28 protein-coding genes are annotated in these 25,420 nt (G+C 66.3%); 13 read left to right on the top strand and 15 right to left on the bottom strand.

Going from position 1 to position 25,420, the window contains the following annotated elements:
* Window positions 1–86 precede the first annotated feature (86 nt).
* The 3 genes from tgtA (at window position 87) to E4P24_RS10210 (ending at window position 2,361) form a co-directional block, all read left to right on the top strand.
* Window positions 87–1,628, top strand: coding sequence for a tRNA guanosine(15) transglycosylase TgtA (gene tgtA / locus E4P24_RS10200; RefSeq protein ID WP_115861139.1), 1,542 nt, complete (start codon window positions 87–89; stop codon window positions 1,626–1,628).
* Between the two features lie 72 nt (window positions 1,629–1,700).
* A complete protein-coding gene (locus E4P24_RS10205) occupies window positions 1,701–1,976 on the top strand; it encodes a winged helix-turn-helix domain-containing protein (protein ID WP_004041883.1) in 276 nt (91 codons plus the stop codon).
* Between the two features lie 79 nt (window positions 1,977–2,055).
* Entirely contained in the window at window positions 2,056–2,361 is a 306-nt protein-coding gene (locus E4P24_RS10210) for a hypothetical protein (protein WP_008605678.1), read from the top strand.
* A 50-nt stretch (window positions 2,362–2,411) separates the two neighbouring features.
* On the opposite strand, the gene epsC is transcribed toward E4P24_RS10210, so the two are convergent.
* Window positions 2,412–3,275 carry a serine O-acetyltransferase EpsC gene (epsC, locus tag E4P24_RS10215; RefSeq protein ID WP_004062899.1) on the bottom strand — a complete coding sequence of 288 codons (864 nt, stop codon included), beginning with the start codon at window positions 3,273–3,275 and terminating at the stop codon, window positions 2,412–2,414.
* A 276-nt stretch (window positions 3,276–3,551) separates the two neighbouring features.
* Here epsC and E4P24_RS10220 point away from each other — a divergent pair, with 276 nt between their 5' ends.
* Window positions 3,552–5,567: a PGF-CTERM sorting domain-containing protein gene (locus E4P24_RS10220; protein ID WP_188148668.1), complete on the top strand. Its 2,016-nt coding sequence runs from the start codon at window positions 3,552–3,554 to the stop codon at window positions 5,565–5,567.
* Window positions 5,568–5,835: 268 nt separating this feature from the next.
* Entirely contained in the window at window positions 5,836–6,336 is a 501-nt protein-coding gene (locus E4P24_RS10225) for a hypothetical protein (protein ID WP_004062897.1), read from the top strand.
* 151 nt (window positions 6,337–6,487) lie between these two features.
* Here E4P24_RS10225 and E4P24_RS10230 read toward each other — a convergent pair whose 3' ends face one another.
* Window positions 6,488–6,949, bottom strand: a complete 462-nt coding sequence (locus E4P24_RS10230) for a pyridoxamine 5'-phosphate oxidase family protein (protein ID WP_188148443.1) — start codon at window positions 6,947–6,949, stop codon at window positions 6,488–6,490.
* 112 nt (window positions 6,950–7,061) lie between these two features.
* Here E4P24_RS10230 and arcS point away from each other — a divergent pair, with 112 nt between their 5' ends.
* The 4 genes from arcS (at window position 7,062) to E4P24_RS10250 (ending at window position 10,314) form a co-directional block, all read left to right on the top strand.
* Window positions 7,062–8,819, top strand: a complete 1,758-nt coding sequence (gene arcS, locus E4P24_RS10235; protein ID WP_004062895.1) for an archaeosine synthase — start codon at window positions 7,062–7,064, stop codon at window positions 8,817–8,819.
* A 240-nt stretch (window positions 8,820–9,059) separates the two neighbouring features.
* The gene (locus E4P24_RS10240; RefSeq protein WP_188148444.1) at window positions 9,060–9,329 is read left to right on the top strand and encodes a hypothetical protein; all 270 of its coding nucleotides are present in this window, start codon (window positions 9,060–9,062) and stop codon (window positions 9,327–9,329) included.
* A 102-nt stretch (window positions 9,330–9,431) separates the two neighbouring features.
* On the top strand, window positions 9,432–9,740 hold the full coding sequence (locus E4P24_RS10245) for a hypothetical protein (protein WP_004041894.1): 309 nt from the start codon (window positions 9,432–9,434) through the stop codon (window positions 9,738–9,740).
* Between the two features lie 184 nt (window positions 9,741–9,924).
* A complete protein-coding gene (locus tag E4P24_RS10250) occupies window positions 9,925–10,314 on the top strand; it encodes a hypothetical protein (RefSeq protein ID WP_004041895.1) in 390 nt (129 codons plus the stop codon).
* 1,128 nt (window positions 10,315–11,442) lie between these two features.
* Here E4P24_RS10250 and E4P24_RS10260 read toward each other — a convergent pair.
* Together E4P24_RS10260 and E4P24_RS10265 are read right to left on the bottom strand one after the other, a co-directional pair.
* Complete coding sequence (locus E4P24_RS10260; RefSeq protein WP_004041896.1) at window positions 11,443–11,838, bottom strand: response regulator; 396 nt, start codon at window positions 11,836–11,838, stop codon at window positions 11,443–11,445.
* Window positions 11,839–11,965: 127 nt separating this feature from the next.
* Window positions 11,966–13,150 carry a tubulin/FtsZ family protein gene (locus E4P24_RS10265; RefSeq protein WP_049896240.1) on the bottom strand — a complete coding sequence of 395 codons (1,185 nt, stop codon included), beginning with the start codon at window positions 13,148–13,150 and terminating at the stop codon, window positions 11,966–11,968.
* Window positions 13,151–13,273: 123 nt separating this feature from the next.
* On the opposite strand from E4P24_RS10265, the gene E4P24_RS10270 reads away from it, so the two are divergent.
* Window positions 13,274–13,774, top strand: a complete 501-nt coding sequence (locus E4P24_RS10270; RefSeq protein ID WP_188148445.1) for a zinc finger domain-containing protein — start codon at window positions 13,274–13,276, stop codon at window positions 13,772–13,774.
* Between the two features lie 81 nt (window positions 13,775–13,855).
* Here the strand turns inward: E4P24_RS10270 and E4P24_RS10275 are convergent, their stop codons facing one another.
* From E4P24_RS10275 to E4P24_RS10295, 5 genes are all read right to left on the bottom strand, one after another.
* Window positions 13,856–14,866: a cell division protein FtsA gene (locus E4P24_RS10275; protein ID WP_004041899.1), complete on the bottom strand. Its 1,011-nt coding sequence runs from the start codon at window positions 14,864–14,866 to the stop codon at window positions 13,856–13,858.
* Window positions 14,867–15,031: 165 nt separating this feature from the next.
* Entirely contained in the window at window positions 15,032–15,931 is a 900-nt protein-coding gene (locus tag E4P24_RS10280; RefSeq protein ID WP_008605791.1) for a hypothetical protein, read from the bottom strand.
* 102 nt (window positions 15,932–16,033) lie between these two features.
* Window positions 16,034–17,413, bottom strand: coding sequence for a pentapeptide repeat-containing protein (locus E4P24_RS10285; protein ID WP_188148446.1), 1,380 nt, complete (start codon window positions 17,411–17,413; stop codon window positions 16,034–16,036).
* Window positions 17,414–17,507: 94 nt separating this feature from the next.
* Window positions 17,508–17,867, bottom strand: coding sequence for a hypothetical protein (locus E4P24_RS10290; protein ID WP_004062888.1), 360 nt, complete (start codon window positions 17,865–17,867; stop codon window positions 17,508–17,510).
* 271 nt (window positions 17,868–18,138) lie between these two features.
* On the bottom strand, window positions 18,139–18,411 hold the full coding sequence (locus E4P24_RS10295) for a PRC-barrel domain-containing protein (protein ID WP_004041903.1): 273 nt from the start codon (window positions 18,409–18,411) through the stop codon (window positions 18,139–18,141).
* A gap of 336 nt (window positions 18,412–18,747) precedes the next feature.
* Here E4P24_RS10295 and E4P24_RS19440 point away from each other — a divergent pair, with 336 nt between their 5' ends.
* Window positions 18,748–19,050, top strand: coding sequence for a hypothetical protein (locus E4P24_RS19440; RefSeq protein WP_115861127.1), 303 nt, complete (start codon window positions 18,748–18,750; stop codon window positions 19,048–19,050).
* Here E4P24_RS19440 and E4P24_RS10305 read toward each other — a convergent pair.
* The 5 genes from E4P24_RS10305 to E4P24_RS10325 form a co-directional block, all read right to left on the bottom strand.
* Window positions 18,994–19,797, bottom strand: coding sequence for a DUF502 domain-containing protein (locus E4P24_RS10305; RefSeq protein WP_004041905.1), 804 nt, complete (start codon window positions 19,795–19,797; stop codon window positions 18,994–18,996). The genes E4P24_RS19440 and E4P24_RS10305 overlap by 57 nt on opposite strands.
* A 262-nt stretch (window positions 19,798–20,059) precedes the next feature.
* A complete protein-coding gene (locus E4P24_RS10310) occupies window positions 20,060–20,260 on the bottom strand; it encodes a hypothetical protein (RefSeq protein WP_004041906.1) in 201 nt (66 codons plus the stop codon).
* A 271-nt stretch (window positions 20,261–20,531) separates the two neighbouring features.
* Window positions 20,532–21,137: a hypothetical protein gene (locus E4P24_RS10315; protein WP_006601170.1), complete on the bottom strand. Its 606-nt coding sequence runs from the start codon at window positions 21,135–21,137 to the stop codon at window positions 20,532–20,534.
* A 64-nt stretch (window positions 21,138–21,201) separates the two neighbouring features.
* Entirely contained in the window at window positions 21,202–21,429 is a 228-nt protein-coding gene (locus E4P24_RS10320; protein WP_004041908.1) for a hypothetical protein, read from the bottom strand.
* Between the two features lie 671 nt (window positions 21,430–22,100).
* On the bottom strand, window positions 22,101–23,333 hold the full coding sequence (locus E4P24_RS10325) for a hypothetical protein (RefSeq protein ID WP_115803180.1): 1,233 nt from the start codon (window positions 23,331–23,333) through the stop codon (window positions 22,101–22,103).
* 185 nt (window positions 23,334–23,518) lie between these two features.
* On the opposite strand from E4P24_RS10325, the gene E4P24_RS10330 reads away from it, so the two are divergent.
* Together E4P24_RS10330 and E4P24_RS10335 are read left to right on the top strand one after the other, a co-directional pair.
* Window positions 23,519–24,700: a PAS domain-containing protein gene (locus E4P24_RS10330; RefSeq protein ID WP_006601172.1), complete on the top strand. Its 1,182-nt coding sequence runs from the start codon at window positions 23,519–23,521 to the stop codon at window positions 24,698–24,700.
* Between the two features lie 102 nt (window positions 24,701–24,802).
* Entirely contained in the window at window positions 24,803–24,982 is a 180-nt protein-coding gene (locus tag E4P24_RS10335; protein WP_004041911.1) for a hypothetical protein, read from the top strand.
* A gap of 30 nt (window positions 24,983–25,012) precedes the next feature.
* Here E4P24_RS10335 and E4P24_RS10340 read toward each other — a convergent pair whose 3' ends face one another.
* Window positions 25,013–25,405, bottom strand: a complete 393-nt coding sequence (locus tag E4P24_RS10340) for a DoxX family membrane protein (RefSeq protein ID WP_004041912.1) — start codon at window positions 25,403–25,405, stop codon at window positions 25,013–25,015.
* Window positions 25,406–25,420: the final 15 nt, after the last annotated feature.

The raw sequence follows: 25,420 nt of genomic DNA on the forward strand, positions 1-25,420 counted from the left end.
CGATATGTCGTCGTGCGTCTATTTTTCTCCCCGACGACCGGCCCGCGAACGCAACTCTTACCGCCGCCCTCGGGAAACGACAGTCCATGCGCGACCACTTCGAACTCCGCGACGGGGACCTCGCCGGGCGCATCGGCCGGCTTTCGGTCCCGCGTGCGGGGATCACCGTCGAGACGCCGGCGCTCCTGCCGGTCGTCAACCCCAACATCGACACGATTTCGCCCGCGCGACTGGAGTCCGAGTTCGGCGCGGACGTCCTCATCACCAACTCCTACATCATCAAGACGAACGACCACCTCCGCGAGGAGGCCCTCGACGTGGGGCTCCACGAGATGCTCGACTTCGACGGGGCCATCATGACCGACTCGGGGTCGTTCCAACTCGCCGAGTACGGCGAAATCGACACGACGACCGAGGAGATTCTCCAGTTCCAACGCGACATCGGCACCGACATCGCCACGCCGGTCGACATCCCGACGCCGCCGGACGTGGCCCGCGAGCAGGCCGAGACGGACCTCGAAATCACCAGACAGGCCCTCGCCGACGCCGAGGCCGCCGACACGGGCGAGATGCTCGTCAACGCCCCCGTGCAGGGGTCGACCTACCCGGACCTCCGCGAGGAGGCCGGCCGCCACGCCGACGCGACCGACCTCGACGTGTTCCCCGTGGGCGCGGTCGTCCCGATGATGAACGCCTACCGCTACGACGACATGGTCGACGCCGTCGCGGCCGCCAAGCGCGGGCTCGGCGTCGATGCCCCGGTCCACCTGTTCGGCGCGGGCCACCCGATGATGCTCGCGCTCGCCGTCGCGCTCGGCTGCGACCTGTTCGACTCCGCCGCCTACGCCCTCTACGCCCGCGACGGGCGGTATCTCACCGTCCGCGGGACCGAACACCTCGAAGACCTCGACTACCTCCCGTGTACCTGTCCCATCTGCACGGAGTACTCGCCGGACGACCTCCGCGAGAAAGGGCCGAAACGACAGGAACAGCTGCTCGCCGAGCACAACCTCCACGTCACGTTCGCGGAACTCCGCCGCATCAAGCAGGCCATCCGCGACGGCGACCTCATGGAACTCGTCGAGGAGCGCGCCCGCTCGCACCCGGCGATGCTCGACGGCTACCGCGCGCTTCTCGACCACGTCGACCAGCTCGAACGCGAGGACCCCGCCTCGAAGGGCGCGTTCTTCTACGCCTCCAACGAGAGCGCCCACCGCCCCGAGGTTGCACGCCACCACGCCCGCATGGACCGCCTGACCGCCGAGGGCCACGTCCTCCTCACCGAGGGCGGCGTCCCCTCCGGCGACGACTTCGACGCGACGTGGCGGGTCGTCCCGCCGTTCGGCCCGTTCCCGCGGTCGCTCTCCGAGACGTACCCGCTCACCGCCGAGGTCCCCGAGCGCCTCGACCGCGACGCCTACGAGCAGGCCGCCCGCGGCGTCTCGCGGCTGGTCGAGGAGAACCCCGACGCGGCGTTCACGCTGGCGCACGACGACTGGCCCGAGTCGGCGCTCGCCCGCGTGCCCGAGTCGGTCGAGTTGGAGTCGCTGTCGGCGGTTTCGGAGCGATTGGGCGACGAGGCGTCGGTCGGCGGGGATGACGGCGGTTCGGCGTCGTCTGCCGAGTAGCGCGCCTCGGTCGGTCGCGTCCGTGTCTGTCGGTCGATGCTCTTAGGTTCACCCGACGTATCAACGAATACGATGGAGGCTGTCCTCTGGTACGTGCTCACGGGAACCCGCGGGGGCGAAAACCGTGTGCGTATTCTCAAGACCGTAGAGGAGCAGCCGCGAAACGCCAACCAACTGGCCGAGACGCTCGACCTCGACTACAAGACCGTCCGACACCACCTCGACGTGCTCATGGACAACGACGTGGTCCAGCGAAGCGGCGACGACTACGGCGCGGTCTACCTCCCGTCGCCGCGGTGTCGCGCCAACTGGGAGACCGTCGAGACAATCGTCGAGCGGATGGACTGAGCGTGCGACACTGTGACGCCACGATTATGGAAAGATTTGGGAAAGCGTATATCAGGATGACGGGGAAAGGAGAGAACGAATGAGTATCTGGGTGGACGTCGCGACGGTCTCCTCGGGCGTCAACGTCGTCGTGCTTCTCGCACTGTCGGCGGTGTGGGCCCGAAACTACCTGACCTTCAGGTCCAAACACGCCGTCGGCCTCCTCGTGTTCGGGGTGTTCCTCCTCGCAGAGAACGCGCTGGCGTTCTACATGTACATCCTCGACCCGACGCTCTCGGGGTGGTTCAGCACCGACGTGCCCGTCATCGCCTGGCGGCTGATGATGCTGTTGCACGTCTTCGAGACGGCCGGGCTCGTGTTCCTCGCGTGGATTACGTTCGACTGAAACCGCTGTTTTCTCCCGCTCCAGTCCGGTTTTGACGCACCTTCGCCCGCTCAGTCCCGGTGTTTCCGCTCGTGGGTCGGGTGTTCCGAGATGTAGACGCTCGTGTGGTCCGGCACGTCTTCTGTGACCCACGAGTTCGCGCCGATGCTCACGTGGTCGCCGACGGAGACCGCGCCGAGCACTTTGGTCCCCGCGCCGATGACGACGCTGTCACCGATGTCCGGGTGGCGTTTGTACCCCTTCTTGAGCGAGTGTTCGTCGTCTTCGTCCTCCTCGAAGTGGAGCGCGCCGAGCGTCACGTCCTGATAGATGCGCGCCCACTCGCCGATGGTCGTCGTCTCGCCGATGACGACGCCGGTGCCGTGGTCGATGAAGAAGTAGTCGCCAATGGTCGCGCCGGGGTGGATGTCGATGCCCGACTCCATCTTCGCGTACTCGGCGAGTTCGCGGGCGTACGCGGGCGCGCCGGCCTCGTAGAAGGCGTGGGCGACCCGGTGGACGACGATGGCCTGCACGCCGGGGTACGACCGGATGATTTCGACGTAGCTGCGCGCGGCGGGGTCGCCTTTGTACGCCGCCTCCACGTCTTTCTTCAGTCGCTCGCGGATATCGGGGAGTCGCCTGACGACCTCGTCCACGATGGGCGCGGGGTCCTCGTCTATGTAGGGGTCGATACCGGAGTAACAGAGCGCGCCGAAGTTGGCGACGCCGTCGCGGAGGAGTTCCTCGTCTGCGACCCACGGCCCCGCGTTCCAACACCGGGGAAACAGGAGGCGCTTGATGAGGTCGACGTCCTCTCGCAGGTGGTTCCGGCGCGGGAACGAAAGCGACGTGTCCGTGGGGAAGGGGTCGTCGTCGGCGCGGTAGGACGCCGCGAGCCCGAGATGCGCGTCGCCCGAGTAGGTGTAGGACATCCGATAGCGATAGTTGGTGGACGAGCGATATTTAACCCCGTCTCATCGGGCCCGATTCGCCGTCTTCGAGTCGCGGATTGTGTGTTCGAACTGGCGCTCGACAGCCGGCGCGTTCGCTCTGCCGACCCGGCGTGAGCCAACCGCCGGATAAGGATTCTGGCCGCCGAAATCGGGCGACTGGGGACACATCGGGGAGAGATTTGGGTGACAGTTCGGAAAATCTTCTTTTAAATATTCGTCCCCCTCTGAGACATGCGACGCACACTCGCAGTGTTGATGACACTCGTCGTGGTCGTCGGGGGCATCCCGGCGGCCGCAGCGGCACAACAGGAGACCACGGCCGTCTCCTTCGAGAACCAAGCCACCGGCGGGACGACCGTGACGGTCGACTCCGTCACGCTCCCCGAGGGCGGCTTCGTGACGATTCACGACGCCTCCGTCACGGACGGCAACGTCCTCGGGAGCGTCGTTGGCTCGTCGGCGTACCTCGACGCCGGCACCCACGAGGACGTGACCGTCCACCTCGACGAACCGGTCGACGAGTCCGGCACGTTCGTCGCCATGCCCCACATGGACTCCGACGGCGACCGCGTCTACTCGTTCGTCGCGGCCAACGGCGAGACCGACGGCCCGTACACGGCCGACGGGAGCGCCGTCGTCGACACCGCGACGGTCAACGCGAGCGCGACCGTCTCGATGTCCGACCAGCCCACGACCGGCGACTCGGTCGTGGTCGACCGGGTCGAACTCTCGCAGGGCGGCTTCGTGACGATTCACGACGCCTCCGTCACCGAGGGCGCGGTGTTCGAGAGCATCCGCGGCACCTCGGCGTACCTGCCCGCCGGCGTCCACGAGAACGTCCGCGTCGAACTGGACGGGCCCGTGACCGAGAACACGACGCTCGTCCCGATGGCGCACATGGACACCGACGGCGACGAGACGTACACCTTCCCCGAGTCGGAAGGCGAGACGGACGGCCCGTACACGGCTGACGGCAGCCCCGTCGTCGACACCGCGATGGCCACGCCGTCGGACACCGCGAGCGTGAACTACACCGCGCAGGCCACCGGCGGCTACTCCGTCGTCGTCGACTCGGCGTACCTGCCCGACGGCGGCTTCGTGACGGTCCACGACGGGACGGTCACGGAAGGACAGGTCTTCGAGAGCATCCGCGGCACCTCCGCGTACCTCGAACCCGGCCTGCACCGCGACGTGCGGGTCACCCTCGACTCGCCGCTGAACGAGACGACGACCGTCGTCCCGATGGCGCACATGGACACCGATGACGACGAGACGTACACCTTCCCCGAGTCGGAGGGTGAGGCCGACGGTCCGTACACGGCTGACGGCAGCCCCGTCGTCGACAGCGGCGAGGCGACCGTCTCTGCCAGCGTCGACTACACGACGAAGGCTTCGGACGGCGCGACCGTCGTGGTCGACCGGGTGGAACTCTCGCAGGGCGGCTTCGTGACGATTCACGACCCGTCGCTGTCGGGCGGCGCGGTGTTCGATAGCGTGGTCGGCACCTCGATGTACCTGCCCGCCGGCGTCCACGAGGACGTCGCAGTCACCCTCGACGAGCCGATTCGCTCCTCGCAGGTGCTCACCCCCATGGCGCACATGGACACCAACGACAACGAGGCCTACGACTTCGTGACCAGCGAGGGCGAGGCGGACGGCCCGTACACGGCTGACGGCGGTGCGGTCGTCGCCAGCGCCCACACCTCGGTCAACGCGGTCGTGACCGCGATGGACCAGTCCGGCGACGGCACGACCGTCACCGTCGACTCCGTCACGCTCCACGACGGCGGCTTCGTGACGGTCCACGACGGGACGGTCACCGAGGGCGCGGTGTTCGAGAGCGTCCGCGGCACCTCCGCGTACCTCGCACCCGGCACCCACGAGAACGTCGAAATTACTCTCGACGCGCCGCTCGACGAGTCCGGCACCGTCGTCCCGATGGCGCACATGGACACCAACGGCAACGAGGCCTACGACTTCGTGACCGGCGAGGGCGAAAACGACGGTCCCTACGTGGCCGCCGGCGGTGCAGTCATCGCCACGGCCAACTACACGGTCGAAGGCACGATGTCCGAGACGACGACCGACGAGCCGACCGACTCGATGACGGACGAACCGACCGAGACGATGACCGACGAGCCCGCGACCGAGATGACTGACGAGTCGATGGAGACGACGACCGAGTCGTCAACCGACGCGCCCGGCTTCGGCCTCGTCGTGGCCCTCGTCGCGCTCGTCGCGGCGGCGCTCGTCGCCGCCCGGCGTCGGTAACCCCGCTGAGACGCACCGGCCCACCACCACACAGAGGCACCCTTTTTCGTACGCCGCGCGGGCCACAAGCCACCCCCGCGCGGCACGCGGCCCGCTTTGGGGTTATTTTGCGCTGTCACACGTCGGAGAGCGTCCGCGTTCTGCCTAGCTAACAGACAGCTCTACCCTTGCCTGCAAGACAGCCGCTGTGTTCTGGTGAGTCTCTCAACTACGTCGGTTCGTCGTTGCACCCCAAAGCGCATACGAGACGAAGAGCGAAATTACGTCGATGCGACTGCCCTCCCGCAGAGTCGTTCTCGCCGGTCTCTTGACCGGTCTCGTACTGGTCGCCGGTTGTACGTCACTGCTCTCCGACGATGAGTCACAGGTTCTCATCGAGAACGAACGAGAATCAAGCTACTCGGTCACGGTCTTCCAAAGCGCCCACGAGACCCCCGAGAACCTTCGCTTCGACGTTACCACGGGGGACGGTCGCCAGAGACTCGTTCGGAGAGCGGAACTACGGACCGAGGCGAACTACACCAACGTCACTCTCCACGACCCGGTCCGTTCGGACCGTGTGTCGACCGTTCCGAATGGCAACAGTACGGTGTTTGTCGACGATTGGAACGAAAGCCAGGCGACTGTCTACGTGGTCGAAACACACCAAAATGAACTGTTGGAGGTTTACGTCATGCAGTGTGGTCTCGACATGGCACTCACGTTCACGACCACGCCGGACGGGGAGTTTAGAACCACTTCACGCTGCGTTCAGGATGTCCACGGGTGATTACCACGCGCAAGTCGCGACTGCTTGACTGGACCCGACTGCATACACACTGTATTGGCCGCACAGCGTCCGGTCGTGTTATCTTCTGCGGTTTCAACAGATCCTCCGATTTCGCTACGCAATCAGTAACCGGGGAGTTCACTAGCACCGACTACTCCGACGAACGCATCCGCGACGCGTAGTCCCACGTGTGCACCCGCTCGGGTCGAATCCGAATCACGACCTCGTCGCGCTCGGGCGAGAGCAATCGCTTCGCCAGTTCCGAGTCGGTGTCGCCGAGATAGCGCGTGATGAGTCGCCGCAGCACTGCCTTCTCCGCGTCGGGTTCGACGGTCGCGGCCCCCCGGCCGCGGACGCCCCGGTACGGCGGGTCGTTCGTCGAGATTTCGAACGCCACGTCGTCGCGGGCGCGGAGGAATCGCACCACGTCGGCGTCGGCAGAGGTGGCACACCGAAGTTCGGTCGCTTCGGGGTCCCACTCGTACCACAGCGAGAGCATCCAGAGGTCGTCCGCGGGGGTGCGACACGAGAGCCGGACCGGGACGGTCGACGCGGCGAGGAAGTCGTCGACGCGGGCGCGTGACCACGGGCCGGTGGGGTCGGAGGCGTCCATACCGTCACTTCGTGGCCCGGGGGCTAAGTCGTGTAGGCCGAGTGGTCGGTTTCGGTCGCCGGGCGCGCCCGCAGAAGACAAGTTAATTGCCTATCGGGGGCCGAAAGCGGGTATGACCGATTACTTCGAGGTTCACGCCCGCGACGGCGCCGCCCGAATCGGGGAGTTGCGGCTCTCCGACTCGGTGACGACGCCGGCGGTCGTGGACGACGTGCTCGCGGACGCCGGCAGTCTCTGGGCGGCCGAGCGCGAACTCCCCGACGGCTCCGACGACGTGCTGACCGTGCTCCCCCACCGCTCGCTCCCCGCCGGGAGCGCCGACGAGGTGCGCGAGTCGTTTTCGGTGGCCTACCCCGACGTGGACTTCCCGTCGGCCGCCGTCGTCACCGCCGACACGGCCGACGATTTCGGCGCTGACGCCTACGTCCTCTCCGACGCGCAGGGCTTCGTCGGTCACGCGCGCGCCTTCCGCGACAACGTCATCGAGGCGAAGGAGAACCTCCCCGCCGACACGGCGCTCATGCTCTCGGGCGTCGCCACGCCCCGGAACGTCTCGCTTCTCGTCTACGCCGGCGTCGACCTCGTCGACGAGAAACTCGCCCGCGCCCGCGGGTTGGAGGGCTTCTACCTCACGAGCGACGGCGAGTACTTCCTCGAAGACCTCGACGAACTCCCCTGCGCCTGCGAGGCCTGCCGCAAACCAGCCTCCGAGTTCACCCGCGCCGACGCGGCCGACCACAACGCCAACGCCCTGCGCGCCGAACTCGCTCGGGTCCGGCGTCGCGTCCGCGACGGGCGACTTCGGGACTACGTCGAGGGGCAGGCCCGCCACGACCAGTGGTTGACCGCCCTGTTCCGCCGGTTCGACCAGCAGTACAGCTTCATGGAACAGCGGGTTCCCGTTATCCGCGACTCGGAACTCACCGCGGCGTCCGAGGAGTCAATCGACCGCGTGGAGATTCAGCGGTTCGCCGACCGCGTGACCAAGCGCTACCGCAACCGCTTCGACAACCCGCTCGTGCTCCTGCCGTGTTCGGCCAAAAAGCCGTACAGCGAGTCACAGAGCCACCGACAGTTCCAGGAGGCCGTCCAGTACCGCGCACACATGGTGTCGATGACTTCGCCCATCGGCGTCGTCCCGCAGGAACTCGAACTCACCTACCCCGCCCAGCACTACGACTCGGTCGTCACGGGCGACTGGTCGGAAGACGAGAAGTCGTTCGTCGCAGAGGTGCTTCGGCGCTATCTGGAGCGCAACGACTACCCGCGAATCATCGCGCACCTCCCGCCGGGCGCGTACACGGACATCGTCGAACGCGTCGCCGACGACTTGGACCTCGACGTGGAGTTCACCGTCTCCGAACACCCGACGACGACGGAGTCCATCGGCAACCTGATGCGGACGCTCGACGGCGAACCCAAGTTCACTCGCGAGGAGCGCGAGCACAACGTCGTGAAGGCCCTCGCGGACTACCAACTCGGCCCGGACGCGGGCGACGCGCTCTTTTCGGACGTGGCGTTGGAGATGACGAGTCGGTACCCCAAACTTCAGGTGTGGAACGATGCGGGCGTGCAGTTGGCGACGATGGTCCCGCAGTACGGCGTGCTCTCCTTTACGCTCGAAGGCGCGAAGGTGTGGCGCGACAGCGACGCGCCGACGAAGACGGTCGAAATCGACGGCTTCGTTCCCCACGGCTCGGTCCTCGCGCCGGGCGTCGTCGACGCCGACGAAGACATCCGTCCGGGCGACGAAGTCGTCGTCGAGGGGCCGAAGGCGTTCGCCATCGGCCGCGCGGAGATGGGCGGCCGCGAACTGGTCGAGTCCACGCGCGGCATCGGCGTCGAAATCCGCCACGTCGAAGAGCGGTAATTCGGCCCCGGTTTGGACGAGAGGTCTCCGACCCGACCGAACGCGACCCGACCGGACCCAAAACCGTCTGACACGCCGAGGCAATCCTCAAAATCATATTTCCCAGACATTTTCTCCGTGATGGTTAATCAGCCTTTGAACGCCGCTAAATGGGCCGTTACTCGGTTTTCTATGCACCGGTATATGGCGGAAATATCATGCCACTACAACTTTAAGTAGCATCACGGCCCAAGGTGGGCAATGATGGCAGAACGACAGGAGGGAGAACGACCGGAGTTCGACGAGCTTCCCGACGAGGGGGCGGTAGACTGGATGATTACCCATGCGCTGTTGGCGGCGAGCGATTCGACCTCGCGGGCCTTAGAATCGCATCTGTTGCAGTCGCAGTACCACGGTGACGCCGGTTTCGACGCGGCGGCGACGGCGCGTCACATCGACGACGCAATCGACCGACACACGCGAATTCTCGAGGACTTACGCCTCGCGCGCGACGCGCTCGACCACCGGTAACTCGACCCGAGACCGCCGCGTTGTTGTTCCTCGCCGCGCGAGCCCGACCGGACGCCCTCCCACATAAGTTGTTTATTTAACAGCGGCTACGAACAACCGTGTATGAAGTTGGCCGTCCCAACTGACTTCGACATCCTCGAAGCGCTTTCAGATCGGAGGCGAAACACCGCCGTGAACCTCTCGTATATCCTCGATAAGAACCGCTCGTACATCAACACGCGACTGCCGATTCTCGCGGACTACGGCCTGTTGGCGCGAGTCGGGCCCGCGCCGAACTCCGGGCTGTACGAAATCACCGACAAGGGGCTGGTCGTCCTCGACAACCGCGACCAGTACCGAGCCGACGGCGTCGACTTCGACGCGCTCGTCGAGTCCGAACTCAGGGCGCGGACCGACGAGGCGAACGCCTAACAGGAGCGACGCGCCGCAACCGAAGGTCGGGACGGCCTTCGGAGGCACCCCGGCGCGCTGTTCCTCGCGCGGAGTGGCAACGCCGCTCAGCCCCGCGTTGTCGACGGGGCCGTGGCGTCGGGAGTCACCGCGCTGTGCTGCGACCGTCGCCGCCTTTTTGCCGCTTTGCCGCCCAGTTCGAAGTATGGCTATCGAACCACTCTCGCTCGGCGTTCCGAAGCCCATCATCGACTCGCTGCCGGAGGCGGACGGCACGGCGGCACAGGACATGCAGCGCGCCGTCGAGGGACTCGAAACGCGACTGAACCGCGCAATCGAGGACGCCGACACGGAATCCGAGGCCGCCGGCTACGTCGTCGACGCGCTCGAACGCCTGGAAGGCCACTACGAGCGCTACGACGAGTTCATCCCCGAACTCCGCGCGTGGGGGCAGTCGCCCATCTACGCCATCGCGTGGCGGAACCTCCAAGCGGACCTCATCCTCCAAATCGAGGAGTACGACTGGCTGAAACCCCACATCGACCGCGAACGGAACCTCAGACTGGTCGAAGACGGCATCAGGTACGGCAAGTAGGTACGTCGCCCGCGGCGTCGACTGGGGTGTCGTTTCCGGAGCGAACGCTTGTTCAGTCTTGAAGAAATGTGGATATGGAACACGACCGTGGACAACCTCGCCATATATAAAAATTTATTCACCAAACCCGAATGCTTGTTTTCTGATTACATTAGTAGAATATATTCTAAAATAGCTATATAACTCAAATAGTCTCATGAATGCGGTAGATAACACGCTATCTCGATACTCTTGACTCGACCCCTGTCCCTCAATAGTATTGTCTATTTAAAACACTACTACACTCCAAAATTCGCCCTCTCACCTGTGTTCTCTCGTTCGGCGGCGGTTCGGATATCTCGCTCGACCACCGCGAGTCGGCACTTCCCTCTCCCTGCCCACTCCGTGGCAGACCGACCGGTTTGGTGTCGACCGACGCCGGCGGTGGCGGCGGGCTCGACTCGACCCGTCCGAGTGATTCATATGACAGCTATCCGGGACGACTCCCGCCGGATTCGAAGCACCTCGTTCGCGCCCGGCCGTTCGACGTCACCGACGCTCTCTGGAGAGACACAACAGCACAGTCGTTAGTGAGAGTCAGTAGTCGCGCCCCGTAAAGGGGTGACCGAACCTAATGGGGAAGGGGGGAAGGGGGGATGAGTTCGGTCATGTGGATGCGTCCGAGGGGTTACTCTGTACGGTGTTGCATCCAATTGAGTACAACCACTTCGGATATATAAATCATTCTGATTGTCAGCCCAGAGGACAGTACCGGAGTTGGTGTAATGAGTGTAATGGTGTTATACAAGATGAAACGACTACGGTACTCGGTAACGTAACCCTCGATACGGCGGGACCTTTTTCCCACCCATCGTATTAACGACACCTTCGACCGGGCCACCGCTCGCGTCGACCGCGCCGAAGAGCCCCCGTGGAATGCGTTCGCGACCTCCCGGACGACGCGGACGACGAGTTCGGCCGACTGTTCGAGCGGTTGTGGCCGTACGGAACGAACTCCAGCGGGTGTCGACTCCCGACGACGCGGACGCCGTGGAGGGCGCAGGAGAGTCGCGGCGTCCCTTCGAGTTCCCGACGACCGACGACTGACCGCGGTTCGCCTTCGGGCGGGGTTCGCCGGACCGGGGTTCGCTACGCTGCCTGCTTCTCTAACCACTCGCTCGCGTCGACGACGAGGTCGGACAGCGCCTCCTCGACGGACTCGTCGCCCGCGAGGCCGACGCTCCAGGTGACCTGCGACTGTATCGCTTGCAGGCTGAGCATCGTGTTTTGGACCCGCGACGCCAACACCACCGGCACTGTCGCGTCGAACCGACGGATACCTTTGACCGCTTCGATGCCCTCGAACGCCGGCGGGGCGTGGAGGCAGATAACCAGATGCACCGGTCTCTCGGTCAATCGCTCGAACAACTCCCGACTCGACCCTACGAACTCGACGTTCACGTCGCGCTCTCTCGCCCCCAACCCCTCGGGCTGCGGGCCGTAGGCGAGGATGCGCGGCGTCGCCGCTATGCTAGTCTCGGACACGCATTCGACTGTTCGTCGAGAGGGTATTTGACAGTTTCTCCGACCCGAGTCCACGCCGGACGCCGACGGCGGTCGCGCTCGGCGTCGGACCGCGGGACCGGCGGGGGCTATCGTCGAGGCGGTCGGGTCAGAACAGCGAGTCGAGGCGGTCGTCGACGACGGCCTCCGTTCCGTCCTCGCGGTCGGCGGCGTCGCTCGCGCTCCGTTCGCGGCGGTTCTGCTCGGCCTCGACGGCGGTCGACCGAATTTCGGCCACGCGGTCGCTCCGCGACACGTCGCCGAGGAGGACCAGCACGCCGACGTGGTTCGACTCCGAAAGCGGGTAGTCGCCCCCGCGGACCTCCATGCTCCCGGTCTGTTCTTCGACCCACGTCCGACTCCGCTCGACGGCCTTCCGGTTGAGCCACTCGGGCGGGCCGCTGACGACGACCAGCCCGCGGGAGGCGGAGTCGACGTCGCACGGGAGGGTGAGCTGTCCGAGCACAGCCTTCCGCGTCTGGGTCGTGATGCGGTTGATGGAGTCGAGTTCGTCCGTCGACGACGAATCCCCGCCCAAGAGTCCCTTGATGCTGAACCCGCCGCCGCCGTCGCTCTCGGGGAGTTCGCTCGCCGCGTAGCCGATCGTCGAGATGCCGCCGCCGCGGAGGGTGTTGATGACCTCCGAAGAGTCGACGACGCTCTCGGCGACCGTCCCCGACTCGGCCACCTCGCCCGAGGCGAAGAGGATGCCGAGGCGTCGAACGAGCTCCTCGTTCATCGTGTCGTGGGCCTGCGCGACGTCCTCGCCGCTTTCGGCCCACGCCCCGTTGTCGAACGCGAAGACGTGGTCGGTCACGTCTACGAACGCCCTGAGCGACCGCGCGGCGTTGCGCGAGTACAGCGCGCCCTCGTCGGCGGCGGGGAGGATGCCGACGCCGTAGATGGGCTGTTCGTAGATGCGGTTGAGATGCTTTGCGAGCACGGGGGCCGCGCCGCTGCCCGTCCCGCCGCCGAGACCCGCGAAGATGAGAAACGCGTCGGCCGTGGAAGTCGGCGCGCCGTCGGTGCCCCGCAGAAGCTGTCGGCTGTCGCGCTCGGCGAGTTCGGCGGCGAGTTCATTGTCCGCGCCGACGCCGTGACCGCTCACCTCGTCCGCGCCGAAGAGAATGCGGTTTTCCTCGGGAACGAGGTCGAGACCGCGGAGGTCCGCCGACGCGGTGTTGTACGCGACCGCGTCGACGACGTAATCGGCGTTCGTGCGCTGTTCGTACCGGAGGAGGGCGTCGAGGACGTTCCCACCCGCTTGTCCCATTCCGAAGCAAAGGACCTTCATCGTCTCTCTTTGACACGTCATCAGTGGTGAATCTTCTGTTAGTTGCCTGCCACACCGAGTCGAACGCGCCGCCGGGGACGGGGTAGTTCTATACGACCCGGGCGAGAATCATCGGCAAACTGCATGACTTGTCCGCGGTGTTCACAGCCACTCTCGACGCTCTCGTTCGACGGTCGCGCGGCGCGCTACTGCGAGCGCTGCGGCTTCGCCGGCGTCGAGACCGTCCACGAGCGCGACGCGCCGAGCCGAGAGTCGTGGGACGACGCCATCGCTCGCTTCCACGAGCGGGCGCTCCGCGAGGCGCGCGAGCGGGACGACGGCGCGGGCGGTACCGGCGGAGCCGACAGCGGCGAGGCAACCGACGGCGACACCGCGGTCGAAGCCGAGCGCAACGGAGCCGGCGCGGAGGACGATGAGACGCAGCACCCGGCGGACGATGCGACCGACGCGGCGGACGACGCCGAAGCCGAACACGGGGGCGGCGACACGACTGAAGACGTGGCTGCTGCCGGTGACGACGAGGGCGACGACGAAGCCACCGACCGCGAGCCCAGTGACTCGCAACTGAAAAACGGGGAGGACGGCGACCGCGGGGACCGCGCTGACCGCGCGGGCGACGAGTGACGCGCGCTCGCGCGTCGCCGGCGGCGCGTCGACCTCGGTCGTGACGTACTGTCCGGCCGGTGTGTCAGCTCGGGCCGGCGCTCAGTTCGATTCCGGCGCGGCTTCGGCTTCCGGTTCGGGGTCGGAGGCGCCCCCGTCGGATTCCTCTTCGGAGCGGGCGGCGACGAGCGACCCGCGGGCGACGCTGTACAGGGGGCGGTCGATGCTCCGGACCTCGTTGACCGAGAACGGAATCGTCGAGTCTTCGAGGTGGTGTTCGAACAGCTCCTCGAAGCCCTCGGGGCTGGAGGTGCCGCCGGTGACGACGACGGGCACGTCGAGGCCCTCCTCGATGTCTTCCTCGTCGACCTCGCGTTCGATGTTCTCGATGACGTAGTCGAGGAGGTTCTCGTAGTAAATCGACAGCGCGCCCTCGACGCCGCCGACGTCCGTGCGGAAGTCGAGCTGGAAGTCGTCTTCCTTGATGGACGTGACCTTGTCGACGGCCGTCCCGGTGGCCTGGGCGGTCTGCTGGTCTATCCAGTCGCCGCCGCGGGCGATGGAGAACTGCATGACCGGCACCGCGTAGTACGCCAGGCAGATGTTCGTCATCCCCGCGCCGAACGAGACGCCGAGGCCGGTGAAGTTGTTGTCGGCGAGTTCGCTGTAAATGACCGCCATCCCCTCGTTGATGGGTTCGGGGTCGTAGCCCATGTCGCCGAGCATCGATTCGAGCGTCTTGTCGTGATACAGCGTCGAGAGGTCGGAGTCGATGGGGTCCGCCGGACTCGAATAAAACAGGCGCTCGTTCGGCCGGGAGGGCGAGCCGACGACCTGCTCGATGATGAGCTTAATCATCGGAATCGCGGAGGACTCCTCGCTGGAGAGGATGCCGTGTTGCATCGGCCGTCGCGTCTCCTTGCCGAAGATGTTCGCGAAGTTGAGCGCGTCGTCGCCGACGACGTACACCTTGTCGTCCTTGCGGATGTGGAGCACGTCGCTTCGCGAGAGCATCTGCTCCGCCATGTCGCTGTAATCGATTTCGACGAACGAGTTGCGCTGCTGGACAAATACGGTCTCACTCCCATCCTGACTCGCGGACAGGATGTTCATGGTTCCTACGTCAAGGCCTTTCGCCATACCTCACGCGTCGTAGGGCTGTCGCATAAATCTGTATGCGCGTTTGCGATTCGGTTCGGCCGGGACCGACGCCGAACCACCGTCGCGTCACTCCCTGATCGACGCCGCGTCAGTCCCCGCCCGCCGGCCCGCGACGCCTCAGGAGAACAGCCCGCGAATCCGGTCGACCAGCCCCTCGGCGTCCTCGCGTTCGGCCTCCGCCTGCTGTTGTTTCCGTAACTCGGCCAGCGCGGCGGTCTGGTCGTCCGTGCTGTCACCGACCGCCGTATCCTTCTTCCCGCCGCGGAGTCCCTGGAGCCCCGCGACCGCGTCGTCGACGCCGCCGCCGCGCGTCTCGGTCGCCTTCGCGTTCTCGAAGCTCGCGCGGTCCGCGTCGTCGACGGCGGAGGTGTCGAGCTTCAGGCGGGTGGTCTCGGTCTTGCGGACGCCGCCCCACGACAGTTCGGTGTTCGACAGCGCCTCGTCCATGTCGCGGCGAACCTGCGCGGAGACGGCCTCCTCGTCTTCCTCGTCGCTCGCGTCGGCTTCTGCGTCGCTCCCGGCCGCGGCGGGGGCGCTCGTCCTCGCGCGGGCGAGTTGGAAGCCGACGAGCGACGTGCCGCTCGCGGCGACGACCGCCACCGCACCGAGCGAGTAGATGCCGACGATGCGGCCGCTCCGGTCGGCGTTCGCGGCGACGTTCCAGTTGTGGGGATACGCGCCGACGAACTGGACGACGGCGACCGCACAGACGAGCAGCCCCGCGCCCGCGAGGAGCTTCGGAAACCGGTACTGCGAGGGAAGCAAGACCACGACCGAGGCGAGGAGGAGGGGAATCCCGAGCGCACCGGTGACGCCCGCGACCTCGCGGAGTTCGTACTTGAAGATGTTCTCGGGCGGGATGCCGCCGCTCCACACGACCGCCGCGAGCGCGACGGCGAGCAGTCCGATAGCCGTAAAGAACAGTGCGAAGCCCGCGTAGACGGTCGTCTCGTCGGGGTCGGCGTCGACGTACCGTCGGTAGAGGGCGATGAGGGTGTTCTGCCCGTCACTCGACATACCTCAGACCATTCCCCCGCGCGACATATAATGTTCGCCGGACTCGGGTCGAACCGCGGCCGGGCGTTCGACTCGACTCGACTCGCCCCGACTCGACTCACGTCACGACCCGCCGGCGTGCTCGACGGTGATGTCGTAGGCCGCGACCGTGTCGCCGAGGGCCGCCTCGGTGAGCGAGGGGTCCGCGTCGAACCGGGCGCTCGTGAATCGGGCGGGACCGTGGACGACGGTGTCACCGAAGGCCGCGGCGTCGGTCACGTGCGTGTACGCGAAATCCAGTCGCCCCTCGATTTCGACGCCGAACGTGAGCGTCCCGACGGTGCAGTCGGAGAAGTCGACGTCGCGTCCGACGCGGACGCCGGAGCAGAATAGCTCGTCACCGAAGCGCGCGTGGTCGCAGATGACGCACCCGTCGACCGTGGTTTCGACCAGTCGCACGGGCGAGTCGGCCGAACAGACCGCGTCGGAGAGGTCGAACTCCCCGTCGACGGCCGCGCGGACGAACGACGCCGGTCCCGACCCGAACCGGGCGTTCCGGAAGCGGAGCGCCCGGCCTTCGACGGTCGCGTTGTCGAAGTAGACCGGCCCGTCGAACGCGCTGTGCGTGAAGTCGACGGGGCCGTCGCGGGCGGTCAGCCCCGCGCAGTCGACCCGGCCGCCGAAGGCGGCGGTCGTCGCGTCGATACCGCCGCCAACCGTGAGCCGAGTCGCGTTGAGTTCGCCGTCGACGACCACGTGTTCGAGCGAGAGTCCGCCCTCGACGGTCGCCGACGCGGCCACGACGCCCCCGCGGATGCGGCAGTGCGCCAGCGAGAGCCGGTGGTCGAACGCGGCGTTTCCGAGGTCGAGGCGGCCGCCCAGTCGGGTGTGGGAGAACCACGCCGGCCCGCCGAACCTCGATTTCGCGAGCGACACGTCGTCGTCGACGACGCCTTTCCTGAACGTCGCTCCGCCCTCGAAGCGCGCCTCGGTCGCCACGACGGACCCCGCACTGAAGCCGGTCGCGTCGAAGCGCTCGCTCAGTTCGGCCTCGCAGAGCACCCAGCGGTCACCGACTTGCAGGTGGCGACAGCTGACCGCTCCGGTGGCGTCGAAGCGCTGCATGCACACCGCACCGCCGACCGAGACGCGGTCGAGTCGGAGCGCGCCGTCGAGCGTCGCATCCCGGAGGTCGATATCCGATTTCACCATCGCGCCGCGGAAGTCCAGCCGCGCGTCGGGCGGGAGCGTCATCCCCGCGAGGTCGACGCGTTCGAACGTCGCGCCGACGAACGCCGAGGGCCGCCCGTCGTCGGTGACCGCCTCGCGGAGCGCCTCGGTGACGGCCGCGGGTCGCGTTTCTTCGACGGGGCGGTGGAACAGACAGCGGGCGGAGCCGTCGCTCGCGGGATGCGGACACCGCCACACCGACGACGACCCGTCGGCACCCGTCTCGTCGGCGGCGTCGAAGACGTGCTCGTAGGCACAGCGACTGTGTTCCACGTCACCTGACCGTTCATTGCCTTAACATAAATAGGTTGTCACTAAATCGGATGTCGTCGTCGTTCTCCCCACTCCTCCCGTCGCGTCGCTCGAATCAGTCTCCGGCGAGCGGTGCGCCGACTTCGGCGTCTCCGACGACGGCCGAAAACGTCGCCGCGAACTCGAAGTCGCGGGCGGGAAGCGTGACCAGTCGAACCGTCTCGCCGGTGCTGTCGTGGAAGCCGACGGTGGTCCGCTCCGGTTCGAGTTCGACGGAACAGCCGGCGAAGACGGGGCGGTTGAGCTGTATCGTCCGTACCTCCCGGACCTCCTCGGGGTTCGCCTGCTCGCCGTCGTGTCGAATCTGGACGAGTCGCGTCTCGGTCAGGAGCACCGTCATCTCCTCGTAGTGGCTCACCGACCGGAGCGTCTCGCGCTCGCCGACGAACTGATGAATCGACTCGTAGAGACTCATACGCCGCCTACTCGGTCCACTCGTATCAACGTATCTACAACAGTTTTTCGCGACCGCCTCGCGGCGTCGCCGCGAGCTGCGTGCTCACAGCCCGCGGTCGAATCGCCGGACCATCGGCCGCCCGTCAGAGGCAACCGGGCGGGACGGATAGGCGTGATTGGGCAATCGTGCTGTCCACATCCTGACTCACTCGACTGCCCGCCGTACAGTCGTCGTTCGGAGTATATCAACGTTGTCCGACGGAGCGGCCAGTCGAGCGAAGTCGCCGCGGTCAGTCGGCGGCTTCGAGCGCCGGGTCACCCGTCAGGACGACGATGTCGGCCATCCCCCGTATCCACTTGAACGGCACTCGGACGCCGCGCGGGCCGACTTCCAACCCTTCCGGGGGGTCTTCGACGGAGACGAGAAGCGCGGTCACGCGGTCGGCGTCGAGGTCGACACAGAGGTCGACGGCCTCGCCCAATCGCTCGCCCGAGGCGGTGTACACGGGGCGGCCTTCGATACTCGGAATCGGTTCGATGCCCGTCGGTGACTGGGGGACCATACCTCCGGTATCGGACGTGTCAATAAAAAATACCTCGGTCGGCGCAGGCCGTGTCGGCTCCGCGGTTGCGACGCCTGCGGTGCGCTCGGTCCGGACGCGGTTTCCAGTTTCGGCGTGCGCCACCGTAACTGAAACGTCGTTTTAGGCGCTCGTGGCGGCGTGAACGGCGAATATCCACAATTTCCGATACGTATTTAGGCTCACCTAACAGATATCTATCTGGTCAGGATAGCTGGGCCTCGGTGTTCCTTCCGTAGACCCACCACCACTACCGGGGCCTCTGGCCACATTCTGGTCTCCGAAGTCGCCGGCGAGCGCGCTTTTTTCCGGCAGCTGTTGGCCGTCGCGGCGGCCGTCAGCGGTGCCGTCATCCGCTCGGGCTTCGTCGCTCTCGACTTCGTGCTCGACGCGGTCACCGTCTGGGGTTATCCGGCCGCGGTCGGCGTGATGGTCGTCTGCGCGGTCGTCAGTTGGCCGACCGACCTCCTCGGTAACCTGTCGAGCGAGTTCGGAGGCAGCGGCGGCGAACCGCCCGGAGCCGACCTCGGAAACGCGACTCGCCTCCGTCCGACTGCGCTGCGGTCAGTCGTCGTCTCGCTTCTCGTCGGTCGTAATCATCGACTCGCGGATGTCCTGTAACCGTTCGGTGCCGCGGAGTTCGGACATGTTCACGCCGAGGGCGTCCTCGTCCTCGTCGGTGGCGACGCCGCTCGTGAGGATGCTCCGGATGCCCTCCTCGACGGTCATGTCGATGTCGTACACGTCGTCGGCGGGGATGTAGGTGAGCAAGCCGCCGGTGACGGGGTTCGGTGCGAGCGGGAGGAACATCGAGACCATCTCCTTGTGGCCGGTCGACTGTTCGATGGTCGCTGGCGACCCCCCCGTCTGGAAGCCCAGCACGTACACGTCGTCGTCGAAACACTGGACGAGTTTCACGTCTTGGAACTCGTCGGCCCCCTCGTCGAGGACCACGTCGCCCATGCGGCGGAAGCTCTTGTACACCGTGCCGACGCCCGGAATCGACGAGACCACGAGGTCGAACACGCCGATTATCTTCTCGCCGTACTGGTTGCGACCGACGGTTCCCACGACTGCGACGATTGCGAAGAGGACCAACAGCGCGACCAACTCGGTGAAGAAGTCGACGACGAACGAGTAGACGCCGAGGTCGATGAGGAGGCTGATGAACTCGACGCTCTCGAAGCGGCTGATGACGCCCGCCCAGCGCAGGAGTTCGATGAACGGTTCGAGGGCGTTTCTGACGAAGTCGATGCCGACGCGCAGGACGTACAGCGTGATGACGATGGGAATCATAATCGCCACGCCCGTCAGCAGGGTGTTGTACGCCCGTTCGTACAGCGACTGACCGGTTTCCTTAGCGCTCACGGCGAGTGTACCCGGCGAGCGCGGAGGGTCTGCGGAGGACACGCCCGGAGATTCCCGTGGGCGGTAAAAATAGTACTGGCAGTCGAACCGTCTGTGTTTCAGGCGCGTGCCGGCGCTGACGCTCTGCGAGCGTCCGGCGGGAAGCGAGTCCGGCGAGCGCGACGAAAACGGGGACCACAAGCGGGCCGAGAAGATGCGGGTACGGTAACCGTGAGCGACGACGGAAGGCGAGACGGCGGCCCGTGCCGTCCCGAACGCGGGGTCAGGAGACGACTTCGAACCGTCCGACCGAGAGGTCGACCGCGAGCTGTTCGCGCGGGTAGACGAACTCCTCGTCGTCGTACATCGTCCGGACGGTCTCGTCTTCGATCTCCACCACCGTCTGTTCCGTACACAGCGTCGAATGCCGGATGGTCGACCCCTCCGTGATTACGTGCGGGGCGACCTCGAGTGTCTGCGTCATCGTTTCACTAACGGGCGGTGAATCGTATAATTCTTTCGCAACTCTCGGGGTCTTGTATCCAAATGTAGCTATATAGTGGTATTGTCGGGTGGATTGTGCACTTTCTGTTGCGGTCGCCTTCACACCGATACGAGTCACTCTGACGGACTCGTGGTCGGACGATGACGGCAGTCGGGAGCGTCAGACGCGCCGCTATCGGGAGCGTCACCACTCGCGGACGGGACTCGCATGACTCGACTCGCACCGCGCCTCGGCGGTTCTCCCCGGCGCGCTACTCGCCGTCGAACGGGTCGCGCTCGGGGAGTTCGTCGTCGAGGACGGCCGCCACGGCGTCGACGAACGGCTCGTGGGCCGACAGCGCCTCGCGGAGCGCCTCGTAGTAGGCGACGGTGTCGCCCGCGAGGAACTGCGAGTCGACCCGCCAGAGCGTCCGCCCGGTGCCGAACTCGCCGGTCGGGAGGTCGTCGCGTTCGTCGCGCGCCTCGTCGAGCGCCGCGACGAGTCGGTCGCGGAGCGCCGCGTACGGCGAGTCGCCCGAGAAGTCGGCGTCGCCGTGGATACCGTCTTCGAGGTGGAGTTCGAGCCGGAACTGCCCGCGCTGGAGGGCGCGCGGCGTCGGGTAGTGCTCGAAGTGGAGGTCGTAGCCGCGGTCGCGGCCGCGCTCCCACGCCGCGGGCGTGACGCGACCCCACGGCTTGCCAGAGTCGAGGGCGTGCCACGCGTGGGTGCCCCCCGGGGGCGACGCGCGGAGGTAGTCGGCCCACTCGTACTGGAGGACCTCACGAGCGAGCTTCGCTACGGCGTCACGGGTCGCATCGACCTGTAGCTCGTAGTCGAAATAGAAGCTCGTTTCGTCCGCGGTGTCCGGGCCGTTCATACCTCCCTGCTAGACGCCCACACGGATAAAGATTCGACACAGACCCCCGTGGGCCCGTGTTCGCTCAGTTCTCGCGCCGTACTCGGCGTCCGACCCCGAACAGGAGCGCCGCGATGGCGACGTTCGTCGTTCTCGACGTAGCCCCCGTGGCCGTCGCGAAGGCGGCGGTCACGTCCGGCGAGGCGGACGCGTTCGCCGCCGACTGGACGCTCGAATCGAGCGCGCTCGCGTCCGCCTCAGCCGCGACGCCCGCCGCACCGGTGGGGAGCGTCGCGGCCGTGAGATCTAACACCAATAAAAACGTTATAGTGTGTCTGAAAACCGGTCGTGGTGTCGCGTGCGAAAACGGAATTACTTAAATCTGATAATAACTCGGATACATCAGATATAGTAGACTATTCGAAGCGGTAGCCGGGGACCAACTGAACCAGATGGTGCAGACGCCGGCGCTCGCCCGAAAGCCCCCAAGAGACGCCCGGCGTCGAGTGTAGGGTGTCGCGCCGTCGGCGGGCGGTCAACGATGCTGGGCTTCGTTCTCAGAACCCCGTCACTCCGCCACTTGACCGTGGAGACCCGCGAAGACGGACGGCGACGTTCCGTGATGGCCTCGGGAACGGCGGCGGGAGATAGAGGCTCTCGTAGGCCGTATCGGCCACCGCGAACTGTCCGTTCGAGCCGTGTTTCGTGTTGTTCGAGCCGCGTACCGTTCGCATCTCGTGAGTCCGGGCGGCACGCGGCCGACTGTCGAACGTACTGGCTGGTCCTGCCGGACGTGTCTCCCGGGCGCGCTCACTGACATCGGTGAGCGCGTTTCCGGCCGAGTTGGGGCGGACACCACGGCCGAATACGCAGTAAATGCACTATTTCAATCATACTTTGAAATCAAAGATGTTCCGTCGTCGCTCCCGGTGGGGCGGCGTCTCTACCGGCGTCTCTCGTCGCGCCGATGCTCCTCCGGCCGAGTCACTCGGCGTTCTCATCGAGCGCGGCGCACACTCGGGTTCGAACGTCGGCGGGACTCGCCGCCGACGCGTCGCGCCGGGCCATCCGTCCGGTGACGAGGTCGAGGAGGTCGAGCGCGGTCAGCGCCTCACGGACCTCGGCGCGGTCGAGTCCGAGGCGACGCTCGACTTCGTACAGCGTCTTCGCGCCCGCGACTGCCGCACACACGTCCGCCGTCGAGCAGTCGAGCGAGGACAGCGACGCGGGAAGCGACGGGAGGTCGGTCGCGGTCGGCGGCTCCTCGGCCGCCCCGCTCGTCTCGTCGGCGTCGAGCGCGACCGACTCGGCGTCCGCGTCGGCGTCCGGGGCCGCGTTCGATTCCGGTTTGGGAGACGGTTCGGGAGCCGGTGCCGGTTCGGACTCGGTCGCGTCCTCCGCGTCGGCAACGCTCGGCTCCGAGTTCCGCACTTCGTCGTCGCCGTCGCTCGTTCCGCCCGAAGACGCCGGTTCGGACGACGGGCCGTAGCTATCCGGCTCGTGAATCCCGCGTTGAATCATCTGGTTGCGGACGGTCTGCGGGGTCACGTCGACGCCGAGGGCGTCGGTCATCTCCTTGAACGTCTCGCAGGTCTCGTAGGCCTCCCGAAGCCGAACCGGGTCGTGATGGGCCGGTACCGTCTCGGGTTCAGTCTTCGCGTCTGCGTCCGCGCCCGTCGCTGTCTTTCGGCTGGCGTCCGCGTCCGCCCCCGCGGCCGCCTCGACGGCGTCGTCGGCCGATTCCGCTGCGGCCCGGTCGCGCTCCGGCGCTTCGTCTCTCACCGTCGGGACCGCGGACTCCATCGTCGGCGGCGACGCGCCGGGGGTGACTGGTGGGTCGACCGACGAGTTGCGCGTCCCGGAGCCGTCGGTTCGGGCGACCGGCGACGCAGTCGGTTCGGGGTCGTCCTCGCCGGCGCGACCGGACGACATCGGTTCCGGTTCGGCGGCTCCGCTCTCCGGGGGCGCGAGCGTCACGTCGAGTTCGAGTCGAAGCAGGCCGTCGGTAACCGCCGCCGCGGGCGACGACACGCGGAGTCGGTTCGGGTCCACCGCGCACTCGGATGCGAGGTCGTACTCGACGGTGGCGGAAGCCGAGACACCCGCCGCGGTCGAATCGCCTCCGCTCGCCAGTTCGACCCCGGTAACCGCGCCCGTCATCTCCGTCAACTGTTCGAGAACCGCCGTGAGTTCTCGGACGTTTCTGACCACTTCCATATGTGAGTGTCAACTGTCCCACATCGGATATAATTTCTTGCCGCCCACATCATCTAGTAATATATATTCTATACAGACGTCTATTCCCTCGGTTCCCGGTGTCGCGGGCGGTCCGTGCCCGTCGTCGCCCCGTTCGGCCGCCGCCGTAGCTGTTTTTATCGTTGTGCCGTGATACCACGGATGTAATGGACGTGTCTCCGCTCCACGGCATCGCTCCGTTCAGCACGGGACAGCGTGCGATGCGAATTCTGCTGGTCGACGATGACGAAGCGATGGTGGACCTGTCCGCGACCTTCCTCGAACGCGAACTCGACGATGCCGAGACGGAGACGTACACCGACCCGGAGCCGGCGCTCGACGAACTCACAGACGGAGAGTACGACTGCGTCGTGAGCGACTACGACATGCCGGGGATGGACGGGCTCGAACTGCTGACGGCGGCGCGCGAGCGGTCCATCGAGATTCCCTTCGTCCTCTTTACCGGCAAGGGGAGCGAGGAGATTGCGAGCCGTGCCATCTCCGCCGGCGTCGACGAGTACCTCCAGAAGGGCGGTCCCGAGGAGTACCCGGTGTTGGCGAACAAGGTCTCGAACCTCGTCGAGAAGTACTGGGCCGAGACGCACATGCGACGCGGCTTTCTCGCCATCGAATCTGCCGAGGAGGGAATCGGCATCATCGACGACGACGGCGTCTACCAGTACCTCAACGAGGCGTACGCCGCGCTCTACAACCGCGACCGGTCCGAACTCATCGGTGAGCACTGGGACATCCTCTACCCGGCCGACGAGGCGCGACGCTTCCACGACGAAATCCTCCCGCAGCTCGAATCAGAGGGGTCGTGGCGGGGGCTTTCGACCGGTATCACCAAAGACGGCGAAGCCGTCCCCGAGCGCCTCGTGCTGACGCAGATGGACGACGGGGGCCACGTCTGCATCGTCCAAGAGCTCACCGAGGTCGACGCGCTGCGGGCGGAAGCCGAGCTGAAAGACCGGGTGCTCGACGCCGTCGAAGTCGCCATCGTCGTCATCGACCCCTCGCGGCCTGACAACCCCATCGTCTATCTCAACGCGGCGTTCGAGACGCTCACGGGCTACGACGCCGAGTCGGTGACGGGGCGCAGCTACCGGTTCCTCTGTGGTCCCGAGACGGACCCGGAGACGGTCGCCGAGGTTCGGCGGGCCGTCGACGCCGGCGAGTCGATTTCGACCGAGATTCGCAACTACGACGCCCACGGCGACCCCTTCGTGAGCCGCCTCGATATCCGTCCCGTCCGGGACGACAACGGTGCGCTCGACTGTTCGATCTGCTTTCATCGTCCGGCCGACGGCGACGGGGACGGCGACGCCGACGACGCGGGGTCGTCCTGACGCGGCGGCCGATGGCTGTCGGCACCCAGATACTGGAAACGGTGGGGTGTCCGTCCCCGGTGTGAGTAAGAACTATGCTCGCGGCGGGTATCAGCCGCGACCGTGTCGGCCCACGTTCGACTCTATCAGGTCCTCGCCCTCTCCGCGTTCGGCTTCGCGACGTACCGGTGGTTCGATGACTCGCCGCTCGTCGCGGCCGGCTGGACCGCCGTCGGGCTGTGGTATCTGTACGCACTCCGGTTCGGACCAGACCGAATCGACGAGTATGCCGTGGATACGTAACAAAAAGACGGACCGGCTGCGTCCGGGCTGTTATTCGTCCGAAGCGCGCTTGAAGAACGCCAGCGCCGCGCCGAACAGCGTCAGGTTCTGGAGGAACGACGTGAGCTCCTCGTCGCGGGCGTCGTCGTCGACGGCCCAGAAGTCGTGCATCGTCGGCGTGACGCCGGCGAAGAACGCCGCGATGCTCGCGGAGGCGAGCCGGGGAAGCTTCCAGAACCCGACGCCGAGACTCCCGCCGAGAAGCAGGCCGGTCGCCGCGGGGACGAGTCGGTCCGCCTCGGGGACGCCTTTCGCCTCCGCGTAGGCGATGCGGCCGTCGAGGTCGGTCAGGTTGCGAATCGCCAGAATCGCGAGGCCGCTCGCGAAGAGGGCGCGGGCGAGCCGAGATGGCGTGCTGCGTTCGGATTCGTCGGTGTCTGTCATCACCGTTTGAAAGCG

This window comes from Haloferax sp. AS1 (genome assembly GCF_014530665.1).
GTDB classification, from domain to species: Archaea; Halobacteriota; Halobacteria; order Halobacteriales; family Haloferacaceae; genus Haloferax; species Haloferax volcanii.

What these genes read in the sequence shown, in the direction of transcription:
- tgtA (WP_115861139.1), top strand. Translation starts at nt 87, where the DNA reads ATGCGCGACCACTTCGAACTCCGCGACGGGGACCTCGCCGGGCGCATC.
- E4P24_RS10205 (WP_004041883.1), top strand. Translation starts at nt 1,701, where the DNA reads ATGGAGGCTGTCCTCTGGTACGTGCTCACGGGAACCCGCGGGGGCGAA.
- E4P24_RS10210 (WP_008605678.1), top strand. Translation starts at nt 2,056, where the DNA reads ATGAGTATCTGGGTGGACGTCGCGACGGTCTCCTCGGGCGTCAACGTC.
- epsC (WP_004062899.1), bottom strand. Translation starts at nt 3,275, where the DNA reads ATGTCCTACACCTACTCGGGCGACGCGCATCTCGGGCTCGCGGCGTCC.
- E4P24_RS10220 (WP_188148668.1), top strand. Translation starts at nt 3,552, where the DNA reads ATGACACTCGTCGTGGTCGTCGGGGGCATCCCGGCGGCCGCAGCGGCA.
- E4P24_RS10225 (WP_004062897.1), top strand. Translation starts at nt 5,836, where the DNA reads ATGCGACTGCCCTCCCGCAGAGTCGTTCTCGCCGGTCTCTTGACCGGT.
- E4P24_RS10230 (WP_188148443.1), bottom strand. Translation starts at nt 6,949, where the DNA reads ATGGACGCCTCCGACCCCACCGGCCCGTGGTCACGCGCCCGCGTCGAC.
- arcS (WP_004062895.1), top strand. Translation starts at nt 7,062, where the DNA reads ATGACCGATTACTTCGAGGTTCACGCCCGCGACGGCGCCGCCCGAATC.
- E4P24_RS10240 (WP_188148444.1), top strand. Translation starts at nt 9,060, where the DNA reads ATGATGGCAGAACGACAGGAGGGAGAACGACCGGAGTTCGACGAGCTT.
- E4P24_RS10245 (WP_004041894.1), top strand. Translation starts at nt 9,432, where the DNA reads ATGAAGTTGGCCGTCCCAACTGACTTCGACATCCTCGAAGCGCTTTCA.
- E4P24_RS10250 (WP_004041895.1), top strand. Translation starts at nt 9,925, where the DNA reads ATGGCTATCGAACCACTCTCGCTCGGCGTTCCGAAGCCCATCATCGAC.
- E4P24_RS10265 (WP_049896240.1), bottom strand. Translation starts at nt 13,150, where the DNA reads ATGAAGGTCCTTTGCTTCGGAATGGGACAAGCGGGTGGGAACGTCCTC.
- E4P24_RS10270 (WP_188148445.1), top strand. Translation starts at nt 13,274, where the DNA reads ATGACTTGTCCGCGGTGTTCACAGCCACTCTCGACGCTCTCGTTCGAC.
- E4P24_RS10275 (WP_004041899.1), bottom strand. Translation starts at nt 14,866, where the DNA reads ATGAACATCCTGTCCGCGAGTCAGGATGGGAGTGAGACCGTATTTGTC.
- E4P24_RS10280 (WP_008605791.1), bottom strand. Translation starts at nt 15,931, where the DNA reads ATGTCGAGTGACGGGCAGAACACCCTCATCGCCCTCTACCGACGGTAC.
- E4P24_RS10290 (WP_004062888.1), bottom strand. Translation starts at nt 17,867, where the DNA reads ATGAGTCTCTACGAGTCGATTCATCAGTTCGTCGGCGAGCGCGAGACG.
- E4P24_RS10295 (WP_004041903.1), bottom strand. Translation starts at nt 18,411, where the DNA reads ATGGTCCCCCAGTCACCGACGGGCATCGAACCGATTCCGAGTATCGAA.
- E4P24_RS10310 (WP_004041906.1), bottom strand. Translation starts at nt 20,260, where the DNA reads ATGACGCAGACACTCGAGGTCGCCCCGCACGTAATCACGGAGGGGTCG.
- E4P24_RS10315 (WP_006601170.1), bottom strand. Translation starts at nt 21,137, where the DNA reads ATGAACGGCCCGGACACCGCGGACGAAACGAGCTTCTATTTCGACTAC.
- E4P24_RS10325 (WP_115803180.1), bottom strand. Translation starts at nt 23,333, where the DNA reads ATGGAAGTGGTCAGAAACGTCCGAGAACTCACGGCGGTTCTCGAACAG.
- E4P24_RS10330 (WP_006601172.1), top strand. Translation starts at nt 23,519, where the DNA reads ATGGACGTGTCTCCGCTCCACGGCATCGCTCCGTTCAGCACGGGACAG.
- E4P24_RS10340 (WP_004041912.1), bottom strand. Translation starts at nt 25,405, where the DNA reads ATGACAGACACCGACGAATCCGAACGCAGCACGCCATCTCGGCTCGCC.